The organism is Plantibacter sp. ME-Dv--P-095 (assembly GCF_030209365.1).
In the GTDB taxonomy this organism is placed as follows: domain Bacteria; phylum Actinomycetota; class Actinomycetes; order Actinomycetales; family Microbacteriaceae; genus Plantibacter.
This window is the reverse complement of the sequence record NZ_JARVSB010000004.1, coordinates 84,311-103,807: the sequence shown is the minus strand read 5'-3', so window position 1 is coordinate 103,807 and position 19,497 is coordinate 84,311. Positions and strand designations below refer to the sequence as shown.

The 19,497-nt window shown below is 68.7% G+C and carries 16 protein-coding genes; 7 read left to right on the top strand and 9 right to left on the bottom strand.

Going from position 1 to position 19,497, the window contains the following annotated elements; all coding sequences use genetic code 11:
* Window positions 1-100: 100 nt before the first annotated feature.
* Together QRN26_RS05640 and dapE are read right to left on the bottom strand one after the other, a co-directional pair.
* The gene (locus QRN26_RS05640; RefSeq protein ID WP_285035802.1) at window positions 101-1,324 is read right to left on the bottom strand and encodes a hypothetical protein; all 1,224 of its coding nucleotides are present in this window, start codon (window positions 1,322-1,324) and stop codon (window positions 101-103) included.
* A complete protein-coding gene (gene dapE, locus QRN26_RS05635) occupies window positions 1,314-2,411 on the bottom strand; it encodes a succinyl-diaminopimelate desuccinylase (RefSeq protein WP_056007272.1) in 1,098 nt (365 codons plus the stop codon). Before dapE ends, QRN26_RS05640 begins: the two co-directional genes overlap by 11 nt.
* A gap of 70 nt (window positions 2,412-2,481) precedes the next feature.
* On the opposite strand from dapE, the gene dapD reads away from it, so the two are divergent.
* Window positions 2,482-3,459 carry a 2,3,4,5-tetrahydropyridine-2,6-dicarboxylate N-succinyltransferase gene (dapD, locus tag QRN26_RS05630; protein WP_056007275.1) on the top strand — a complete coding sequence of 326 codons (978 nt, stop codon included), beginning with the start codon at window positions 2,482-2,484 and terminating at the stop codon, window positions 3,457-3,459.
* Between the two features lie 138 nt (window positions 3,460-3,597).
* Here dapD and QRN26_RS05625 read toward each other — a convergent pair whose 3' ends face one another.
* The 4 genes from QRN26_RS05625 to QRN26_RS05610 all read right to left on the bottom strand — a co-directional run bounded on the left by QRN26_RS05625 (window position 3,598) and on the right by QRN26_RS05610 (window position 7,058).
* Window positions 3,598-4,857, bottom strand: coding sequence for a citrate synthase (locus QRN26_RS05625; RefSeq protein ID WP_056011358.1), 1,260 nt, complete (start codon window positions 4,855-4,857; stop codon window positions 3,598-3,600).
* A 179-nt stretch (window positions 4,858-5,036) separates the two neighbouring features.
* Window positions 5,037-6,158, bottom strand: coding sequence for a succinyldiaminopimelate transaminase (gene dapC / locus QRN26_RS05620; protein WP_285035798.1), 1,122 nt, complete (start codon window positions 6,156-6,158; stop codon window positions 5,037-5,039).
* 4 nt (window positions 6,159-6,162) lie between these two features.
* Window positions 6,163-6,486 (bottom strand): ferredoxin, encoded by a 324-nt coding sequence (gene fdxA / locus QRN26_RS05615; protein ID WP_056007281.1) that lies wholly within the window; start codon window positions 6,484-6,486, stop codon window positions 6,163-6,165.
* A 38-nt stretch (window positions 6,487-6,524) separates the two neighbouring features.
* The gene (locus QRN26_RS05610; RefSeq protein WP_056778299.1) at window positions 6,525-7,058 is read right to left on the bottom strand and encodes a hypothetical protein; all 534 of its coding nucleotides are present in this window, start codon (window positions 7,056-7,058) and stop codon (window positions 6,525-6,527) included.
* A gap of 201 nt (window positions 7,059-7,259) precedes the next feature.
* On the opposite strand from QRN26_RS05610, the gene efeU reads away from it, so the two are divergent.
* The 3 genes from efeU (at window position 7,260) to efeB (ending at window position 10,819) form a co-directional block, all read left to right on the top strand.
* Window positions 7,260-8,108, top strand: coding sequence for an iron uptake transporter permease EfeU (gene efeU, locus QRN26_RS05605; RefSeq protein WP_285035794.1), 849 nt, complete (start codon window positions 7,260-7,262; stop codon window positions 8,106-8,108).
* A gap of 57 nt (window positions 8,109-8,165) precedes the next feature.
* Window positions 8,166-9,377 (top strand): iron uptake system protein EfeO, encoded by a 1,212-nt coding sequence (efeO, locus tag QRN26_RS05600; protein ID WP_056778302.1) that lies wholly within the window; start codon window positions 8,166-8,168, stop codon window positions 9,375-9,377.
* Between the two features lie 110 nt (window positions 9,378-9,487).
* Window positions 9,488-10,819: an iron uptake transporter deferrochelatase/peroxidase subunit gene (gene efeB / locus QRN26_RS05595; protein WP_056778305.1), complete on the top strand. Its 1,332-nt coding sequence runs from the start codon at window positions 9,488-9,490 to the stop codon at window positions 10,817-10,819.
* Between the two features lie 41 nt (window positions 10,820-10,860).
* Here efeB and QRN26_RS05590 read toward each other — a convergent pair whose 3' ends face one another.
* The 3 genes from QRN26_RS05590 to QRN26_RS05580 form a co-directional block, all read right to left on the bottom strand.
* Window positions 10,861-11,292 (bottom strand): hypothetical protein, encoded by a 432-nt coding sequence (locus tag QRN26_RS05590; protein WP_056007294.1) that lies wholly within the window; start codon window positions 11,290-11,292, stop codon window positions 10,861-10,863.
* Between the two features lie 70 nt (window positions 11,293-11,362).
* Window positions 11,363-13,270 carry a translational GTPase TypA gene (gene typA, locus QRN26_RS05585; RefSeq protein WP_056007297.1) on the bottom strand — a complete coding sequence of 636 codons (1,908 nt, stop codon included), beginning with the start codon at window positions 13,268-13,270 and terminating at the stop codon, window positions 11,363-11,365.
* A 161-nt stretch (window positions 13,271-13,431) separates the two neighbouring features.
* Entirely contained in the window at window positions 13,432-15,156 is a 1,725-nt protein-coding gene (locus tag QRN26_RS05580) for an ABC transporter family substrate-binding protein (RefSeq protein WP_285035787.1), read from the bottom strand.
* Between the two features lie 296 nt (window positions 15,157-15,452).
* On the opposite strand from QRN26_RS05580, the gene QRN26_RS05575 reads away from it, so the two are divergent.
* From QRN26_RS05575 to QRN26_RS05565, 3 genes are read left to right on the top strand one after another with little or no spacing between them, the layout of a single operon-like run.
* On the top strand, window positions 15,453-16,436 hold the full coding sequence (locus QRN26_RS05575) for an ABC transporter permease (protein WP_056007303.1): 984 nt from the start codon (window positions 15,453-15,455) through the stop codon (window positions 16,434-16,436).
* A gap of 4 nt (window positions 16,437-16,440) precedes the next feature.
* Window positions 16,441-17,364 carry an ABC transporter permease gene (locus QRN26_RS05570; protein ID WP_082498644.1) on the top strand — a complete coding sequence of 308 codons (924 nt, stop codon included), beginning with the start codon at window positions 16,441-16,443 and terminating at the stop codon, window positions 17,362-17,364.
* On the top strand, window positions 17,327-19,462 hold the full coding sequence (locus tag QRN26_RS05565; RefSeq protein ID WP_056778313.1) for an ABC transporter ATP-binding protein: 2,136 nt from the start codon (window positions 17,327-17,329) through the stop codon (window positions 19,460-19,462). The genes QRN26_RS05570 and QRN26_RS05565 overlap by 38 nt, the downstream gene beginning before the upstream one ends.
* Window positions 19,463-19,497: the final 35 nt, after the last annotated feature.

Sequence of the window (19,497 nt, the reverse complement as noted above, 5' to 3'; positions counted from 1 at the left end):
AGTCCCCTCTCGTTATTCGACTGACCCCTATTATCGCGTATCACGGGGGCTCGTGATAATCCTGAACGCGGCGAGGCGCGGGATGACGACTGATCAACGGCTACGGAATGGTCCAATAGGCGTTCGCGAGGCCGTACATGACGAAGATCCAGCACCACTGGAGCGCCAGGGAGAGGACGACGACACCACCGCGGTACCACCGGTTTCGCGGGACGGGGACGGCGCCGAGGAGCGGGAAGACCGGGATGAGCAGTCGGAAGACGCTCGTCTGCGGGAAGAAGACCGCGAAGAGGTACAGCAGGTACGACGCCACCCACAGCCGGAGGTCGACGCCGAGGCGACGGACCGCCGGGACGAACAGGAGGAGCGCGGAGCCCACGAAGACGGCGAGGACGACCACGAGGCCTGGCCCATCCCCGAACCAGAACTGCCCGCCCTGGATCCACGCCGAGAACGGCACGAGCGGTTGCTCGCCGATGAAGGCGGCGCGCCAGGCCAGCTCGGTCTGGAGGTACGCCTCAGGACGGCCCGTCACGAGGCCGGCGATGACCATCCAGGCGAAGCCCGCCACCGCAGCCAACGCTCCCCCGATGAGGATGAGGAGGACCTCGCGCCTGGCGAGCGGGTCGCGGCGTCGCGTGACCACCCGAACGACGAGGTGGAGGCCAAGCAGGAGCGCGAACGCCAGGACCCCGGGGCGGGTGAAGGCCATGACCGGGATGACCGCGAGCAACCACCCGTACCGGCGGGTCACGAGGAGCAACAGCGCCAGCGTCAGCAGGAGGAGGAACATCGACTCCGCGTAGGCGAGCTGGAACACGGCGCTGAGCGGTGCGATGCAGAACAGGACGACGGCGAACATCGACCGGCCGGCGTCCAGACGCGTCCGCATCAGCCGGTGGAACAGCAGCGCACTGCCGAACCCGCAGCCCAGGGACACGACGACCGCCATGACCGGCCACGGCAGGAACGTGATGACCGACAGCCCCTTCACCACACCGGGATAGACGGGCATGAAGGCCCAGGCGTTCTCGGCGACCCGTCCGGCGCTGTCGAGCGGCAGCTGGCTCGGGTAGCCGTACGTCGCGATCCACCAGTACCACTGGCCGTCCCACCCGGCGGCGAGGGTGCCGAGCGAGGGGAACGCACCGAACCGGGAGTCCGGAGCCGACAGGAGGCTCGCGAACGCGAACATCGCCGTCGTCACGAGCCGGGACAGCACGTAGACGATGCCGATGCGCCCCCACACGGGCAGGCGCACCCACCGCCGGAGCATCGAGGGCCGTTCGTCGACCGCTACCCGGACCTCCGCGTCAGCGGCCATCGGTGCCCTGCAGCCAGGCGCGGAGGCCCCGCTCGCACTCCTCGATCTGGGCGAGCGGGACGCGTTCGTCGTCCGCGTGCGCGAGCAACGGGTCGCCCGGGCCGTAGTTGACCGCGGGCACGCCCAACGCGGAGAAGCGGGCGACGTCGGTCCAGCCGTACTTCGGTGCCGGCGTCCCCCCGACCGCCGCCAAGAAGTCCTGGGCGATTGGCGCGTCGAGGCCCGGGCGGGCACCTTCCGCGACATCGGTCTGCACGACCTCGAAGCCGGAGAAGAGCTCCTCGAGGTGGGCGAGTGCCTCCGCTCCCGTCCGGCTGGGCGCGAACCGGTAGTTCACCTCGACGGTGACCAGATCCGGGATCACGTTCCCGGCGACGCCGCCGTGGATGGCGACCGCGTTGACGCCCTCGCGATAGACGAGCCCGTCGACCTCGACCTCACGAGGAGTGTAGGCGGCGAGCGTCGCGAGGACCGGCGAGATCGCGTGGATGGCGTTGACGCCGACCCAGCTCCGCGCCGCGTGCGAGCGTTTGCCGAAGGCGCTGACCTCGACGCGGAGGGTGCCGTTGCACCCGCCCTCAACGCCCGCGTTGCTCGGCTCCCCGAGGATGGCGAAATCCCCGACGAACAGCTCCGGGTGGTGCTTCGCGAGCCGGCCCAGACCATTGCGGTCCGACGCGACCTCCTCGTTGTCGTACCACATCCAGGTGATGTCGACGATGGGGTCGGTGAGCTCGGCCGCGAGTTTCAACTGCACGGCGACACCACCCTTCATGTCGACCGTTCCGCGCCCCCACAGCGTCGCCTCGCCCGCATGCTCCTCGAAGCGGGTCGGGACGTTGCCGTTGATCGGGACGGTGTCGAGGTGGCCGGCGATGATGACCCGCTGCGCGCGGCCGAGGGACGTCGACGCGACCACCGTGTCGCCGTCGCGCACGATCGTGAGGTGGTCGCACCCGCCGAGCGCCGCCTCCACCGCGTCGGCGATCCGCACCTCGTCCCCCGACACTGAGGCGATGTCACAAAGCTGCCGGGTGAGTTCCACGGAGGAGACGGACAGGTCGAGTACGGGGACATCGGCTGGCATGGAACCAGTGTATTGGCCGCGACCCTGGGCGTCGGCCGTCTCTCCGGACGTTCGCCGCTACCCTGGAGCCATGACTGCCGCGACTGCCGAAACGCCCGTTCCGACCCACGCCTGGGGCTCCGGCCTCGCGACGATCGCCAGCGACGGAACCGTGCTCGACACCTGGTTCCCTGAGCCGACGCTCGGCCGGATCCCCGAGGGCCGCGACCGCTGGATCGCTCCGGCGGAGCTCGAGGCCCTCGCGACCGACGACGACCGGCGGGCCGTGCGGATCGACATCGTCACCGTCGAGATCGAGTTGCAGGCCGCCCCGGCGAACACGCCGGACGCCTACCTGCGCCTGCACCTGCTCAGCCACCTCCTCGTCCGTCCGAACACGATCTCGCTCGACGGCGTCTTCGCACACCTGCCCATCGTCGTGTGGACGAATGCAGGACCGGTGCACCCGGCCGACTTCGACCGACTCCGACCGTCGCTCCTCCGCGCGGGCATCCACGCGACCGGCATCGACAAGTTCCCGCGGCTCCTCGACTACGTGACTCCGGACAAGGTGCGGATCGCCGACGCCTCCCGCGTCCGGCTCGGTGCCCACCTCGCTCCGGGGACGACCGTCATGCACGAGGGCTTCGTCAACTTCAACGCGGGCACCCTCGGGTCGTCCATGGTCGAGGGCCGCATCTCCCAGGGTGTCGTCGTCGGTGACGGCAGCGACATCGGCGGCGGCGCATCCATCATGGGTACCCTGTCCGGCGGGGGCACGCAGCGGGTGGCGATCGGCCAGCGCGCACTCCTCGGGGCGAACTCCGGCATCGGCATCTCGATCGGCGACGACTCGGTCGTCGAGGCCGGCCTCTACGTGACGGCCGGCACCAAGGTCGTCCTCGCCGGAGCCGCCGCGACCACCGAGGGGGCTCCGCGCACCGTCAAGGCCGTCGAGCTCTCCGGGGTGCCGAACCTCCTGTTCCGGCGCAACTCGCTCACGGGCGCTGTGGAGGTCCTCCCCCGCTCCGGCTCCGGCGTCGAGCTGAACGCGGCCCTGCACGCCTGAGCCCTTCGACCGGCTCAGGGACCGCACGTCCGGCTCAGGGACCGGACGGCGGGCCCGGGTCCCCGATCACGGTCACAGACACGGAACGGCCCCGCATCCTCGGATGCGGGGCCGTTCTCGTGATCGGCCGAGGCGCGACTACCGCGTCGGGAAGGACCGCTCGGGCGAACCCGTGTACAGCTGCTGCGGGCGACCGATCTTGGTCTGCGGGTCGAGGTTCATCTCACGCCAGTGCGCGATCCATCCGGGAAGACGCCCGATGGCGAAGAGCACCGTGAACATCCGCGTCGGGAAGCCCATGGCCTTGTAGATGACGCCCGTGTAGAAGTCGACGTTCGGGTAGAGCTTCCGCTCCTTGAAGTAGTCGTCCTCGAGGGCGATCTGCTCGAGTTCCTGCGCCAGGTCGAGCAGCGGGTCGTTGATCCCGAGCGCACGGAGGACCTCGCCGGCGCTCTCCTTGACGAGCTTGGCCCGCGGGTCGTAGTTCTTGTAGACGCGGTGCCCGAAGCCCATGAGCTTCACGCCGTCTTCCTTGTTCTTGACCCGGTCGACGAAGCGCTGGACGCCCTCGCCGGACTCCTGGATGCGCCCGAGCATCTGCAGCACCGCCTCATTGGCACCGCCGTGCAGCGGCCCGGAGAGGGCGTTGATGCCAGCCGACACGGAGGCGTACAGGTTGGCGCCCGTCGACCCGACCAGACGGACCGTGGAGGTCGACGCGTTCTGCTCGTGGTCCTCGTGGAGGATCAGGAGCAGGTCGAGGGCCTTCGACAGGACCGGGTCGATCTCGTAGGGCTCGGCCAGGTTGCCGAAGTTCAACTTGAGGAAGTTGTCGACGAAACTCAAGGAGTTGTCCGGGTACAGGAACGCCTGGCCCACGGACTTCTTGTGCGCGTACGCCGCGATGACCGGGAGCTTCGCGAGCATACGGACCGTGGTGAGCTCGACGTGGTCGGGGTCGTGCGGGTTCGCGTCCGACTCGTAGTACGTGGACATCGCCTGCAGGGCACTGGACAGCACCGCCATGGGGTGCGCCGTGTGCGGGAGCGCCGAGAAGAACCGCTTGAGGTCCTCGTGCAGCAGCGTGTGACGACGGATCTTCTCGTCGAACCCGCCGAGCTCGTCGGCGGTCGGGAGCTCACCGTGGATCAGGAGCCAGGCGACCTCGAGGAACGTCGACTGCTTGGCGAGCTGCTCGATCGGGTACCCGCGGTAGCGGAGGATGCCCTGGTCGCCGTCGATGTACGTGATCGCCGACTTGGTGGCAGCCGTGTTGACGAACCCGTAGTCGAGCGTCGTCAGGCCGGTCTGCCGGGTGAGCGAGGAGACGTCGATACTCGACGCGCCTTGGGCTGACCGGTGGATCGGGAATTCGGCTGTTCCGCCGGGGTAGTTCAGGGTGACCTGCTGCGTCTCGGTGGAAGCCTGTTTCTCGACGTCGCCCACGGCGCCTCCTCGTATCTTCGTGCGATAGGGACTGGACATCGCCCTCCGATACGACGGCGTGTCACATACAGCCTAATCGGGTTCCGGGCCCACTGCTGTTTCCCACAGTGATCCGGCGACTTCCTTGGAGTTCACCCTGAAATCGGGCGCACGCCTCGGAGTCGCTCGGCGGCCGCGGCGATCCGCTCGTCGCTCGCCGTCAACGACAACCGCACGTGATCGGGGTGGGCGTCACCGTAGAACACGCCAGGGCCCCCGAGGATGCCGATGGACGCCAGGCGGTCGATGCTGGACCACGCGCCGCGACCCTCGGTGATCCACAGGTAGAGGCCGGCCTCGCTGTGGTCGACGCGGAAGCCCGCCTCGCGGACCGCCGGGAGCAGCACCTCGCGCCGGGCGCGATACCGCGCCTTCTGCTCGGCCACGTGCTCGTCGTCACCCAGGGCGGCGACCATGGCCGCCTGGAGCGGGGCCGGCAGCATGAGTCCCGCGTGCTTCCGCACGGTGACCAGGCGCTGCACGAGCCGTTCGTCTCCGGCGAGGAAGGCGGCACGGTACCCGGCCAGGTTCGACTGCTTGCTCAGCGAGTAGATCGCGAGGACGCCACTGTGGTCCCCATCGGTCACGCGCGGGTCGAGCACCGACGGGGTCGGGGTGTCGGACCACTCCCCCTCCCAGCCGAGTTCCGCGTAGCATTCGTCGCCCACGAGGACGGCACCGAGTTCGCGCGCCCGAACCAACGCGGCGCGCAGTTCCTCGATCGAGAGCACCCGTCCGTCCGGGTTGCCCGGCGAGTTGAGCCAGACGAGGCGGGTGCTCTCGGGCCACTCGGCCGGATCGTCGGCCGCGACCGCGTCGGCACCGGCGATCGCCGCGCCGACGGCGTACGTCGGATAGGCGGCCACCGGGTGCACGACCGTGTCGCCCTCGCCGAGCCCGAGCAGGAAGGCGAGCAGCGCCACGAGTTCCTTGGAGCCGATCGTCGGCAGGACGGCGTCGGGTGACAGTCCGCCGACACCGCGGCGGCGGGCGAACCAGGCGATGATCGCCTGACGGAGCTCGGGCGTACCGATCGTCGTCGGGTACGCGTGAGCGTCGGTGGCGTCACGCAGGGCGTCGCGGATGAGGTCCGGCGTCGCATCGACCGGCGACCCGATCGACAGGTCGACGATGCCGTCCGGATGCCGACGCGCCCGCTCCGCATACGGGGCCATGAGGTCCCAGGGGTAGTCGGGCAGCGGCTGCAGTGCCATGCGGCTACTCGTGGGCTTGCGGCGGCAGCGCGGCGATGAGGGGGTGGTCCGACGGGATGACCCCGACCTTGGCGGCACCACCGGGCGACCCGACCTCGTCGAAGAACTCGACGTTGGCCTTGTAGTAGTCCGCCCATTCCTCGGGCAGGTCGTCCTCGTAGTAGATGGCCTCCACCGGGCAGACCGGCTCGCACGCACCGCAGTCGACGCACTCGTCGGGGTGGATGTAGAGCGAGCGTTCACCCTCGTAGATGCAGTCGACGGGGCATTCGTCGATGCAGGCGCGGTCCTTCACATCGACGCACGGCAGGGCGATCACGTAGGTCACGGGCGGGTGGCTCCCTTCACGAGCACTGAGTGTCCAGTCTACGCCTGCGGCGAGGTGGCGAACGGCTCCGACGGCGGCCCGGCGGGACGTGCCACCGGGGTCTCGCGCTTACGCTCGGGCAGCTTCGGCCAGGCCACGACCAGGACGGCGACGAGGCCGGGGGCGATGGTCCACACGAGGCCGGAGACACTCTGCGGGATGAGGACCGACCCGCCGGTGCTCTCGAGCAGCAGCACGCCGATCATGAGGATGACGCCGAAGGCGGCCGCAGCGGCCGCGAGCCGGTCGCCGAGGACGATCCGCAGACCGAGCAGCAGCATGCCGACGCCGAGAATCCCGAGGATCAGCCCGACGGGGAGGGCGATGCCGAGCACCGACGGCGCCCAGGCGTGCGCGACCGTGCCGATGGCCCCGTAGGCGAGCCCCACGAGGAAGGCGAGGACGACCCCGATGACGCGGGACGCGGTGGTCTGCTCGCGCGGAGCGTCGTCCGGTTCCGTCGGCGCCGGGAGCCAGCGGTCGGCAGCGGCGGGAGCGCTTGCAAAGCGGGGGTCGGAAGCCGGATCGGTCATCCGCCGATTGTATCTGGACAGTCTCGGCGTCTGCCGCTATGGTCGAGGGCGGATAAGGTTAGCCTTACCCAACCGCGTTCCGAAGTCGCAGCGCCCCGCCCGGACCACGGTCCTCGCCCGGCGCGCCCTCGGAAGCCTCCCACCCAGCAACGACGGCCTCCCCCGGGCGACCGCCTGCTCGACGCCCGAAAGTCCGGTCACGTGCTCGCGAACTACCTCATCGGCCTCCGCGAAGGCCTCGAAGCCGGCCTCATCGTCGGCATCCTCGTCGCCTACCTGAACAAGCTCGGCCGACGCGACGTCCTCCTCCGGCTCTGGCTCGGCGTCGCCGTCGCGATCGTCGTCTCGCTCGGCGTCGGCGCGATCCTCACCTGGGGGCCGTACGGGTTGAGCTTCCAGGCGCAGGAGATCCTCGGCGGCGGCCTCTCCATCCTGGCCGTCGGCCTCGTCACCTGGATGATCTTCTGGATGGGCCGCAACGCCCGCGAGCTGAAGCACGACCTCGAGTCGCGACTCGACGCGGCCGTCGCCGGTTCCGCCGTCGGCATCGTCGTCCTGGGCTTCATCAGCGTGGGACGCGAGGGCATCGAGACCGCCCTGTTCATCTGGGCCAGCGTCAACTCCGGCGAGAACGCCGTCGTCGGCTCCGTCGGTGCCCTCCTCGGCATCCTCACCGCCGTCGTCGTCGCCTACCTCATCTACCGCGGCTTCGTCCGGATCAACCTCGGCACCTTCTTCACCTGGACCGGGCTGTTCCTCGTCGTCGTCGCCGCAGGCGTCCTCGCCTACGGGGTCGGCGACCTCCAGGAGGCCGGTGTCATCCCCGGCTGGGGCCAGGCCGCCTTCAACCTCAGCGCCGTCGTCCCGCCCACCAGTTGGTACGGCACCGTCCTCGGCGGCCTCTTCAACTTCACCCCCGCTCCGACCTGGGCACAGTTCATCGCGTGGCTGCTGTACCTGGTCGTCACACTCGTCTGCTTCGTCCGGGTCTCAGGGCTTGGGCGTCGCCGCCCGACCACGGTCACCAACCGCGTCGCGACGAGCGGCTGACGCGGCCGGGCCCACGTTCACACAGCACAGCACCAGCACCTTCCGACAGGAGTCTCCATGCAGCACCGCATCATGACCGGCCTCGCAGGCGCGGGCGTCCTCGCCCTCGCGCTCACGGGCTGCGTCCCGAACAACACGGGCACCGACGCGCTCACCGTCGACATCACGGACGACTCGTGCTCCGTGTCCGTCGCCAAGGCGACGGCCGGCGCCGTGACGTTCTCCATCACGAACAACGGCACCGACGTCAACGAGTTCGAGATCCTCGCCTCCGACAAGCTCCGCATCGTCGGCGAGAAGGAGAACGTCACCCCCGGGCAGACCGTCTCCTACGTCGCGCAGCTGAACCCGGGCACGTACTACACGGCCTGCAAGTTCCAGCTCGTCGGCGCTCCCGTCGGCCTCGCCGAGTTCACGGTCAGCGGTGAGAACGCCGCCGTGTCGAAGGACGAGCAGGAGCTCACCGACCAGGCTGTCACGAACTACGTCGCGTACATCAAGTCGCAGGTCGCCGAGCTCGTGCCGCAGGTCAAGGCGTTCACCGACGCCTACGCGGCCGGCGACGACGAGACCGCCCGCGCACTCTTCGCCTCGACCCGTGTCTCCTACGAGCGCATCGAGCCGACCGCCGAGGCCTTCGGCGACCTCGATCCGAAGATCGACTACCGCGAGGTCGACGCCGTCGCGGAGGGTCTCGACTGGACCGGCTTCCACCGGATCGAGAAGGACCTCTGGCCGCCGGCAGCCGACGCCCTCAACTCCGACGGGACGAGCGCCCTCATGGACTGGACGGCGTCCACGCCGGAGCAGCGTCAGCAGTTCGCCACCGGACTCGTCGACGACGTCCAGCAGCTCTTCGACCTCGTCTCCGAGAAGGACTTCACCGTGAGCCTCGGCGACATCTCGAACGGCGCCATCGGCCTCCTCGACGAGGTCGCCGTCGGCAAGATCTCCGGTGAGGAGGACTGGTGGTCGCACACCGACCTCTACGACTTCGCCGCGAACGTCCAGGGCGCCGAGGTGGCCTTCGGCAACGTGAAGGACATCGCTGCCAGCAAGGGCGACGCGGGCACGAAACTCGTGGGCAAGATCGAAACGGAGTTCACGGCGCTGCAGGACCTGCTCGCCAAGTACGGCAGCCTCGACAGCGGCTTCGTCAGCTACGACACCGTCACCGAGGACCAGCGCAAGGAACTCTCCGACCAGGTCAACGCCCTCGCCGAGCCGCTCTCGCAGCTCACCCACACCGTGCTCGGCGTCGCCGAGTAGACCCCGCCGGGTCCGCCGCCGTCGCGGCACACCGGGCCGGAACGACTCAGAGCATTCTGGGGGTTCCGGCCCCGCGGTCTTCCAGCCATCCCTGAATAGCATGAGGTCCGATGACCGAGCAGACTCCCCCCACCAGTCCTGACCCCCAGGCGCCGTCCACCCCGACGGACGACACCCCACCGCGGGGTCTCTCGCGCCGGGCGCTCTTCGGTTTGGCCGGAGCCGGGGCCGCCGGACTCGCGGCAGGCGCTGGCGCGACGGCAGCGATCACCGCGGCCGCGACGGCCTCGGCGAGCAGCGCGGGCGTCACCACCGTGTACCCGTTCGCCGGAGCGCACCAGAGCGGGATCACGACGCCGGCTCAGGACCGGCTGCACTTCGCCGCCTACGACGTGTCGGCGGGCACCACCAGGGAGGAACTCATCGAGCTGCTCCAGGATTGGAGTGTCGCCGCGGCACGGATGACGCAGGGGCAGGAGGTCGCGGCGGGTGGCGCCGTCGACGGTTCCCCGCTCGCTCCCCCGGTCGACACCGGAGAGGCGCTCGGGCTCCCCGCGAGTGGACTCACGATCACCTTCGGGTTCGGTCCCACCCTCTTCGCCGCGGAGGACGGCACCGACCGCTTCGGCATCGCCGACCGTCGGCCGCCCGAGCTGCAGAAACTGCCCCGGTTCACGGGCGACAACCTGCAGGCCGGCCTCACCGGCGGCGACCTCTGCATCCAGGCGTGCGCCGACGACCCACAGGTCGCCGTCCACGCGATCCGCAACCTCAGCCGCATCGCGTTCGGACGCGCCTCCATCCGCTGGTCGCAACTCGGCTTCGGTCGGACGTCCTCCACCTCCACGAGCCAGGTCACCCCGCGCAACCTGTTCGGCTTCAAGGACGGCACCGCCAACGTGAAGTCCGAGGAGACGAAGACGGTCGAAGCGCAGGTGTGGGTGCAGGACGGCGACACGGCCAGTTGGCTGAGCGGCGGCTCCTACCTCGTCGTCCGCAAGATCCGCATGATCATCGAGACCTGGGACCGCGCGCAGCTCCAGGAGCAGGAGCGCGTCATCGGCCGGAGCAAGGGCGAGGGCGCTCCGCTGTCGGGCGGCAAGGAGTTCACGGAACCCGACTTCGCCGCGGTCGGCGCGACGGACCAGCCGCTCATCGACAAGCACTCCCACGTGCGCCTGGCGCACCCGACCCAGCTCAAGGGCACGAAGCTCCTCCGGCGCGGGTACAACTTCGTCGACGGCAACGACGACCTCGGGCGGCTGAACGCCGGCCTGTTCTTCATGTCGTACCAGCGCTCACCGCAGCAGTTCATCGACGTGCAGCGTGCCCTCGCGACGGACGCGCTCAACGAGTACATCAAGCACGTCGGTTCCGCGATCTTCGCCGTGCCCCCGGGCGCGAGCACCGACGGCTGGGTGGGCGAGACGCTCTTCGCGTAGCGTCCGTCGGGCCAACCCCGGACACTGAGCCGGTCGACGTGCTACTTGACGGTCACGGTGTAGAGGATGCTGTCGGCCGAGGCCACGAGCTTCACGTCGTAGGCCGTCGTCGACAGGGTCACGATCGAACCGTCGCCGTTCGCGATCTCCCCGTCGATCGTGAAGCCGGCCGCGACGAGGGCGTCCTTCGCGGCCGTCGCGGCGTCCGTCGCCTGCACGGTGACGACGAAGGTGTCCTTGCCATCGACCGTGCCGCGACCGCCGTTGACCGTGCCCTCCACGACCGGGACGGCGTCCGTCGGATAGCCGTCCGGCAGGCCCTCATCGAGGTTGACGTCGAAGTCCCCGCCGGTCGCGTCTCGGATGCCCTGCTCGACCGAGTCCTTCACGGTCGATTCGATGACGCTGCACCCGGCGAGCGTGGGAGCGAGGACGAGGGCGGCCAGCAGGGCGAGGGAGGCGGGTCGGCGCATGCCATCAGCTTAACGAGCCGACGCCCGGTCTTCCTGGGAGGACCGGGCGTCGGCGATGCGAACGTGCTGCCTACTCGGACTGCTTCTTGAGACGCGAGTAGCTGCGCTGGCGGGCCTGAGCGTCGAGCTCGACCTTGCGGATGCGCACGTGCTCGGGCGTGACCTCGACGCACTCGTCCTCGCGGGCGAACTCGAGGCTCTCCTCGAGCGTGAGGACGCGCGGCGGCGTCATCGACTCGAAGTTGTCCGCGGAGGACTGACGCATGTTGGTCAGCTTCTTCTCCTTGGTGATGTTCACGTCCATGTCGTCGTTGCGCGAGTTCTCGCCGATGACCATGCCCTCGTAGACCTCTTCGGTCGGCTGGACGAAGAACGACATGCGCTCCTGCAGGGCGATGATCGCGAACGGCGTGACCACACCGGAGCGGTCGGCGACGATCGAGCCGTTGTTGCGCGTCGTGATCGCACCGGCCCACTCGCCGTAGCCGTGTGCCAACGCGTTGGCGATACCCGTACCGCGCGTGGCGGTGAGGAACTCGGAGCGGAAGCCGATGAGGCCGCGCGACGGGACGATGAACTCCATGCGGACCCAGCCGGTGCCGTGGTTCGCCATGTTCTCCATGCGGCCCTTGCGAGCGGCGAGGAGCTGGGTGATCGCGCCGAGGTGCTCCTCGGGTGCGTCGATGGTCAGGTGCTCGTACGGCTCGTGGACCTTGCCGTCGATGCGCTTGGTGACCACCTGCGGCTTGCCGACGGTGAGCTCGTAGCCCTCGCGACGCATCTGCTCGACGAGGATGGCGAGCGCGAGCTCTCCACGACCCTGGACCTCCCAGGCGTCGGGGCGGCCGATGTCGAGGACCTTGAGCGAGACGTTACCGATCAGCTCGCGGTCGAGGCGGTCCTTGACCATGCGGGCGGTGAGCTTGTGGCCCTTGACCTTGCCCATGAGCGGCGAGGTGTTGGTCCCGATGGTCATCGAGATGGCCGGGTCGTCGACCGTGATGGCCGGGAGGGCGCGGACGTCCTCGGGGTCGGCCAGCGTGTCGCCGATCATGATGTCGGCGAAACCGGCGACGGCGACGATGTCGCCGGGGCCGGCGCTCTCGGCCGGGTAGCGGTCGAGGGCCTTCGTGATCATGAGCTCGGTCACGCGGACGTTGTGGACGTCGCCGTCGTGGCGCACCCAGGCGACCGTCTGGCCCTTCTTCAGCGTGCCGTTGAAGATGCGCAGGAGCGCGAGGCGACCGAGGAACGGCGAGGCGTCGAGGTTGGTGACGTGCGCCTGGAGCGGGTGCTCGTCGTCGTACTGCGGAGCCGGGATGTGCTCGAGGATCGCTGCGAACAGCGGCTCGAGGTCCTCGCTGTCGGGCAGTTCGCCGTTGGCGGGCTTGTTGGACGACGCGCGGCCGGCCTTGCCCGAGGCGTAGACGACCGGGACGTCGAGGACGGCGTCGAGGTCGAGGTCGGGGACGTCGTCGACCATGTCGCTCGCGAGACCGATGAGGAGGTCCTGGCTCTCGACGACGACCTCGTCGATGCGCGCATCGGGACGGTCGGTCTTGTTGACGAGCAGGATGACGGGCAGCTTGGCCTCGAGCGCCTTACGGAGCACGAAGCGGGTCTGCGGGAGGGGGCCCTCCGAGGCGTCGACCAGCAGCACGACGCCGTCCACCATGGAGAGGCCGCGCTCGACCTCACCACCGAAGTCGGCGTGGCCCGGGGTGTCGATGACGTTGATCGTGATCGGGCCGTCGGTGGCGTGTTCGCCCTTGTACGAGATCGCCGTGTTCTTGGCGAGGATGGTGATGCCCTTTTCGCGCTCGAGCTCATTCGAGTCCATGGCGCGTTCTTCGAGGTGGGCGTGTTCGGCGAAAGAGTTGGTCTGTCGCAGCATGGCGTCGACGAGGGTCGTCTTGCCGTGGTCAACGTGGGCCACGATCGCGACATTGCGCAGATCGGAACGAGTGGCGAGCGCCATAAAAGGGTGGCTTCCTTCAAGTGGATGGGATTCGGGCACGATGGTGCCGACGGACCATCATACCGCAGGCGACCTCTCCGGCGCCTGAACGCCGACGGGCACCGGCGGAAGGACCGCCGATGCCCGTCGTTCCGAGGCTCAGGTGAGCCCCGTGGTGTCGCCTACTTCTTCCAGCCCACGTTCTTCCAGTCGATGGTCTCGAACTGGGTCGGGCCGTAGTTCACGAGCCCGGTCTTGACGCCGTAGGTGTACGGCACCGGGAACAGCGGGATCGTCGTCGCGAGGGCGACGATCTTCTTGTCGATCTCCTTCGCGATCTCGAGACGCTTCTGCGGGTCGAGCTCGGCGTTCGCGCTCGCCCACAGCTCGCCGAGCGAGTCGTCGGTGACACCGGGGAAGTTCTGCCCGGAGTCGGCCGGGTAGAAGATCGACTCCGTGCTGGAGATCGGGAACGCGGTGCCCTGCCAGGCGAAGCTCACGGCGTCGAAGTCGCGGGTCTCGGTGGTGACGTACTTCGTGAAGAAGTCGTCGGCCGGGACGGTGTCGATCTGCAGGTCGAAACCGGCTTCCTTCACCTGGGCCTGCACCTGCTGCGAGGTCTCGGCCGAGACCGGGTTCTCGGAGTCGATGACGTAGCGGATGGTCAGCTTCTTGCCGTCCTTCTCACGGATCCCATTGCTGCCCTCGGTCCAACCGGCGTCCTCGAGCTGCTTCTTGGCGGCGTCGATGTCGTAGCCGAGCACCTTCGAGGCGTCGTCCTCGTAGCCGTCCTGGCCGGGGAGGAAGATGAGGTTGTTCAGCAGGTCGGTCGGGGCGTCGATCGCCGCCAGGCGGGACTCGGCGATGGTCTTGCGGTTGATCGACTTCGCGAACGCCTGACGGACCTCGGGGTCACTCAGGACCTCGGACGTGCCGTTCAGCGTGATGTGGTTGTAGTTCGTGCCGCGCGACCGCTGGATCTGTGCGTCGCTGCGCTTCTGAGCCGTCTGGTAGTTGTCGGCGTTGGAACCGATGCTGAAGACGTCGATCTCGCTGTTCGAGAACGCCTGGGCGAGACCCGAGCGGGAGACCTGCTTGAAGATGATGTTGTCGAGCTTCGGCTTGTCGCCCCACCACTTCGGGTTGGGCTCGAAGGTCACGACCGCACCGGTCTGGTCGATCTTGCTGACGATGTACGGACCGCCGGAGACGTAGGTGCTGCCGTCGGCGGCGTAGGGGCCGGTCGCCCAGAGGGTGTTGAAGGACTCGGGCGTCGCGCCGAGCCACTTCGGCCAGATGTTGCCGAGGATGGAGGGCCAGTCGGCGTTCTTGTTCTTGAACGTGATGAGCACGTCCTGCGGGCTGTCGCCGGCCGTGACGGACTCGATGTCCTTCCAGACGTTGGTGGCGGTGGGCGCGTACGCGGGGTCGACGCCGTTGAGCGACTTCCACGTCGCGGCGAAGTCGTCGACGCTCATCGCGGTACCGTCCGACCAGACGGCGTCTGGGTTGATCTTGACCTCGACGACCTGCGGGTCCTCGGTCTTCAACTCGACGGAGGTCGCGAAGTCTGGGTTCGCCTCCCAGGTGCCGTCTTCCTTGATGTTGATGAACGACGGCGTGTAGAGGTTGCTGAGGAACTGGTCGTCGACGGTGCCGCTGTCGAGGTTGTACAGGTTCCAGTTCGCGGGGATCGCGTCAACCGCGAGGTTGAGCGTGCCGCCCTGCGCGATCTGGTCGGCGTCCGCTCGCTCCCAACCGGTACCGGACAGCTCGATCGGCTTCGCGGTGGAGCCGCCTCCGCCTGAACCGCCGCCGGTGCAAGCCGTCAATGCGAGGGCGACGATCGAGACGCCGGCGAGGATCATCCCGCCGCGGCGCCGCGATCCCTGTGTTCTGGAACTCATCGAGATCCACCTTTCGTGACGTGTTACTGCACGAGCCCGCACCGATGCGGAGCGGAAGGCGCGCAGGCCAATGTGGACCATCTTGCACCCGCTCCGACGATCCCCCACAAGTGGGCACGAATTGTTACCGTTTCGATTTCTCGACGGCACGAGCCGGAAACATACGTTTCGTTTCCTGAGAACACGCGTCGTTTTCTGATTCCCCGCGGTTGGGGGTTACAGTGTCTCCACCCCACGAGGGGAGCACAGCTGACGGGACGACGCGGTCCCCGTCCACGACTTCGCAAGGCTGGTACATGATCGGGTTCATTGCACGGCGGTTGGTCAACTACCTGTTCCTCTCCGCGATCGCCACCATGCTCGGCTACGTCCTCGTGAGCATGACCCTCCAGCCCTCGGCCCGGTTCCTCGGCAAGAACCCACCCATCCCCCAAGCCTCGATCGACGCCGCGCTGGACAAGATGGGCGTCAACCCGAAGGTGCCGTTGCTTGAGCGCCTCTGGGACTGGGTGACGCACCTCGTGACCACCGGCTCCCTCGGGGTGAGCACCCGCGGGACGCAAGTGACGGCGGACATCTTCGAGCGGTCGGGCACGAGCCTCCGGTTGCTCGTCATCGGCACGATCCTCGGCGCGGTCATCGGCGTCGCCCTCGGCGTCTGGGGCGCCGTCCGCCAGTACCGGGCCAGCGACCAGATCATCACCTACGCCTCGTTCACGATCCTGGCGATGCCGGTGTTCGTCATCGGCGTCGTGCTCATGATCCTGGCGACGACGCTCAACCAGACGGTCGGCACGAACATCATCAACTTCACCGGCGAGTACACCGCCGGCCTCCAAGGCGGCTTCTGGACCCAGCTCGGCGACCGGGCCATGCACCTGCTCCTCCCCACCATCACCCTGACCGTCGGCGCCGTCGCCTCCTACTCCCGGTACCAGCGGAGCGCGATGCTCGACGTGATGAGCGCCGACTACATCCGCACCGCCCGGTCGAAGGGTCGCACCCGCGGCTCGGCGATCATCCGACACGGCGTCCGCGTCGCCCTCATCCCGATGTCCACCTTCTTCGCCTACTCGTTCGGGCTCATCCTCACGGGTGCCAGCGTGACCGAGAACGTGTTCAGCTGGCACGGCATGGGCGAGTACCTCCTCACCAGCGTCTCGAACTCGGACATCAACGCCGCGGCCGGGACCATCCTCTTCACCTCCATCCTCGTCCTCATCGCCGGAACGCTCTCCGACGTGATCTATGCGGCGCTCGACCCGAGAGTGCGGGTGTAACGACATGGCACTGACCGACCCAACGACGCTGACCGTCGGTGAACCCGAGACGATGCGCGGCGCACCCAAGCGCCCGCAGTCACGTGGTCGCACGATCCTCCGGAAGGTGCTCGCCACGAAGCGCGCACGCATCGGTGGCGGCGTCCTGCTCTTCATCATCCTGTGGGCCTTCATCGGACCGCTGCTGTCCCCGTGGTCCTTCACCGACCAGGACGGCCTCGCCTTCAGCCAGCCGCCGTCGCTCGACCACTGGTTCGGCACGAACAACATCGGCCAGGACGTGTACGCGCAGACCCTCGTCGGGCTGCAGAAGTCGATCGTCATCGGACTCATCGTGGGACCGGGGGCGGCCATCATCGCCGGGCTCGTGGGCGCGATCGCCGGCTACGTCGGCGGCGTCTGGGACAAGGCGATCGTCTGGTTCATCGACCTCCTCCTCGTCATCCCCGGCTTCTTCCTCCTCGTCCTGCTGAGCCCCGCGTTCAAGTCGCTCTCCTGGCTCGCCCTCGTGGTGTTCCTCGTGCTCTTCGGATGGATGGTGCTCGCCCGGGTGATCCGCGGACAGACGATGTCCCTGCGGGAGCGCGAATACGTCAAGGCGGCGCGGTTCATGGGCGTCCCCGGGTTCACCATCATCCGTCGGCACATCATCCCGAACGTCGCCAGCCTCCTCATCATCGACGCGACCCTCGGCATCGGAGCGGCGATCCTGTCCGAGACGACCCTGAGCTTCTTCGGCTTCGGCGTCCAGGCACCCGACGTCTCCCTCGGCACCCTGCTGGCCGCGGGCGCGAGTGCTGCCGTCACCCGCCCCTGGCTGTTCGTCTTCCCCGCAGCGATCCTCGTCATCACCGTGCTCGCGTCGAGCCTGCTCGGCGACGCCCTCCGCGATGCCATCGACCCGACCTCAGGAGCCAACCGTGACTGACCCCCAGGCGGCCAAGCCGCTCCTCCAGGTCCGCGACCTCAGCGTCACCTTCCCGAACGCCGGAACACCGGTGCACGCCGTCCGCGGCGTGTCCTACGACGTCCACCGGGGCGAGTTCCTCGGGATCGTCGGCGAGTCCGGCTCCGGCAAGAGCGTGTCGTCGATGGCCGTCATGGGCCTGTTGCCGACCAACGCGCAGGTCAGCGGCAGCATCCGGTACGACGGCGTCGAGCTGCTCGGGCAGTCCGACCGCGAACTGTCGCGGATCCGGGGCCGCGACATCGCGATGATCTTCCAGGACCCGCTCTCCGCGCTGACCCCGGTGTACACCATCGGCCAGCAGATCGCCGAGGGACTCCGGCTGCACGACTCGGCGCTCTCCCAGCGCGCCGCCGACACCCGCGCGGTCGAACTCCTCAAGATCGTCGGGATCCCGAACGCGGAGCGCCGGGCGAAGTCCTTCCCGCACGAGTTCTCGGGCGGGATGCGCCAGCGGGCCATGATCGCGATCGCGATCGCGAACGACCCGCAGCTCATCATCGCCGACGAGCCGACCACCGCCCTCGACGTCACCATCCAGGCGCAGATCCTCGAGGTGCTCCAGGAAGCGAAGGACATCACCGGCGCCGCCGTCGTCCTCATCACCCACGACCTCGGCGTCGTCGCCGGCAACGCCGACCGGGTCGCCGTGATGTACGCGGGCCGGATCGTCGAGACGGCCCCGGTCGTGCCGCTGTTCCGCGAGCCGCTCATGCCGTACACGATCGGCCTGCTCCGGTCGATGCCCAACATGGCGGCGAACCAGCAGGAGCGGCTCGTCCCCCTCGAGGGTCGTCCCCCGCTGCTGACGAACGTCCCGACCGGTTGCCCGTTCGCCCCGCGCTGCCCGATCGCCGTGGCCGCGTGCCTCGAGGGCGAACCGGCGCTCCTCCCCGTGCTCGACGGCCCGGCCACCGATCCGGCCACCTCCATCGAGCACACGGCCGCGTGCATCCGCGCCGGCGAGATCGCGGACGGATCGCTGCTCCGCCCCGACATCTTCCCCCGGCCTGACGAGGTGCCGGAGGAACTCGTCGCCGAGGTCGCGCCTGAGACCGTCCTCGACGTCAAGGACCTGACCCGCGCCTTCCCGCTCACAAAGGGCGTGGTCTTCCGTCGCAACATCGGCACCGTCCGCGCCGTCGACGGCGTCTCCTTCAGCGTCCAGCGCGGCCGCACGCTCGGCCTCGTCGGTGAGTCCGGTTGCGGGAAGACGACGACCATCATGGAGATCCTCGAGCTCGCCCGGACGCAGGGTGGCACCATCCACGTGAATGGCGTCGACACCGCGACCCTCTCGAAGCCCGACCGCAGGAAGTTGCGCAGCGACATCCAGGTGGTCTTCCAGGACCCGATGGCTTCGCTCGATCCACGGATGACGATCGAGGACATCATCGGCGAACCGTTGACCGTGCACGGCGTCTCCCCCGCGGAGATCCGGAACCGCGTCGGTGCCATGCTCGAACTCGTCGGCCTCGAGCCGTCGTTCGCCGGCCGATACCCGCACGAGTTCTCCGGTGGCCAACGGCAGCGCATCGGCATCGCCCGGGCGCTCGTCGTCGAGCCGAAGATCCTCGTCCTCGACGAGCCGGTGTCCGCACTCGACGTCTCCGTCCAGGCCGGCGTCATCAACCTCCTCGAGGACCTCAAGCAGCGACTCGGCCTGTCCTACCTCTTCGTCGCGCACGACCTCGCCGTCGTCCGCCACATCGCCGACGACGTCGCGGTCATGTACCTCGGCCGCATCGTCGAGTACGGGCCGAGTGCGACGATCTTCGCCGACCCCAAGCACCCGTACACCCAGGCGCTCCTCTCGGCCGTGCCGGTGCCCGACCCCGAGCTCGAACGCAGCCGGCAGCGGATCCTGCTGAACGGCGACCTCCCCTCCCCCAGCGACGACCGCGTGGGCTGCAGCTTCCGCAGCCGCTGCCCGCTGTACCAGCTCCTTCCGGCGGACAAGCAGTCGGTCTGTGAGCAGGATGATCCGCGTGAGCGTCCCGTCGACGGTCGCCTGGTCGCGTGCCACCACGCGGAGAGCGATCGACTCGTCACCGCCTGACGGACGCGGCCGACGACCACGGGTCGGCGGCCTGG

Excerpts from the sequence above, each read along its gene's own strand:
- dapE (WP_056007272.1), bottom strand. The coding sequence starts at position 2,411 with ATGCCAGCCGATGTCCCCGTACTCGACCTGTCCGTCTCCTCCGTGGAA.
- QRN26_RS05580 (WP_285035787.1), bottom strand. The coding sequence starts at position 15,156 with ATGAGTTCCAGAACACAGGGATCGCGGCGCCGCGGCGGGATGATCCTC.
- QRN26_RS05565 (WP_056778313.1), top strand. The coding sequence starts at position 17,327 with ATGCCATCGACCCGACCTCAGGAGCCAACCGTGACTGACCCCCAGGCG.
- efeB (WP_056778305.1), top strand. The coding sequence starts at position 9,488 with ATGACCGAGCAGACTCCCCCCACCAGTCCTGACCCCCAGGCGCCGTCC.
- QRN26_RS05590 (WP_056007294.1), bottom strand. The coding sequence starts at position 11,292 with ATGCGCCGACCCGCCTCCCTCGCCCTGCTGGCCGCCCTCGTCCTCGCT.
- dapC (WP_285035798.1), bottom strand. The coding sequence starts at position 6,158 with ATGGCACTGCAGCCGCTGCCCGACTACCCCTGGGACCTCATGGCCCCG.
- QRN26_RS05570 (WP_082498644.1), top strand. The coding sequence starts at position 16,441 with ATGGCACTGACCGACCCAACGACGCTGACCGTCGGTGAACCCGAGACG.
- QRN26_RS05640 (WP_285035802.1), bottom strand. The coding sequence starts at position 1,324 with ATGGCCGCTGACGCGGAGGTCCGGGTAGCGGTCGACGAACGGCCCTCG.
- typA (WP_056007297.1), bottom strand. The coding sequence starts at position 13,270 with ATGGCGCTCGCCACTCGTTCCGATCTGCGCAATGTCGCGATCGTGGCC.
- dapD (WP_056007275.1), top strand. The coding sequence starts at position 2,482 with ATGACTGCCGCGACTGCCGAAACGCCCGTTCCGACCCACGCCTGGGGC.
- QRN26_RS05575 (WP_056007303.1), top strand. The coding sequence starts at position 15,453 with ATGATCGGGTTCATTGCACGGCGGTTGGTCAACTACCTGTTCCTCTCC.
- QRN26_RS05610 (WP_056778299.1), bottom strand. The coding sequence starts at position 7,058 with ATGACCGATCCGGCTTCCGACCCCCGCTTTGCAAGCGCTCCCGCCGCT.
- efeO (WP_056778302.1), top strand. The coding sequence starts at position 8,166 with ATGCAGCACCGCATCATGACCGGCCTCGCAGGCGCGGGCGTCCTCGCC.